Raw genomic sequence first — 433 nt, forward strand, 5'->3', positions numbered from 1 at the left:
GTATTAACCCTGTAATTAATTTGCATAGTGGCAATTTTTTGCCAGACTGAAGAGGTCATACCAGTTATGACCTCTGTACTTATAACAACAACGTAAGGTTATTGCGCTATGCAAACACAAATCAAAGTTCGTGGATATCATCTCGACGTTTACCAGCACGTCAACAACGCCCGCTACCTTGAATTTCTCGAAGAAGCCCGCTGGGATGGGTTGGAAAATAGCGACAGTTTTCAGTGGATGACGGCCCATAACATCGCCTTCGTCGTGGTCAATATCAATATTAACTATCGTCGCCCAGCGGTATTAAGTGACCTGTTAACTATTACCAGTCAGTTGCAGCAATTAAACGGTAAAAGCGGCATCTTAAGCCAGGTCATTACACTGGAGCCGGAAGGGCAGGTGGTAGCGGATGCGCTTATTACGTTTGTTTGTA

Annotated in this window: 1 protein-coding gene; it reads left to right on the top strand. The window is 44.3% G+C overall.

Annotated elements, in window-relative coordinates; genetic code table 11:
• Positions 1-108 precede the first annotated feature (108 nt).
• Positions 109-433, top strand: a 325-nt coding sequence (gene fadM, locus I6F37_RS40745; RefSeq protein ID WP_140240307.1) for a long-chain acyl-CoA thioesterase FadM, incomplete at its 3' end; no start/stop codon positions are given.

Source organism: Bradyrhizobium sp. NBAIM08 (assembly GCF_020193935.1).
GTDB classification, from domain to species: Bacteria; Pseudomonadota; Alphaproteobacteria; order Rhizobiales; family Xanthobacteraceae; genus Bradyrhizobium; species Bradyrhizobium yuanmingense.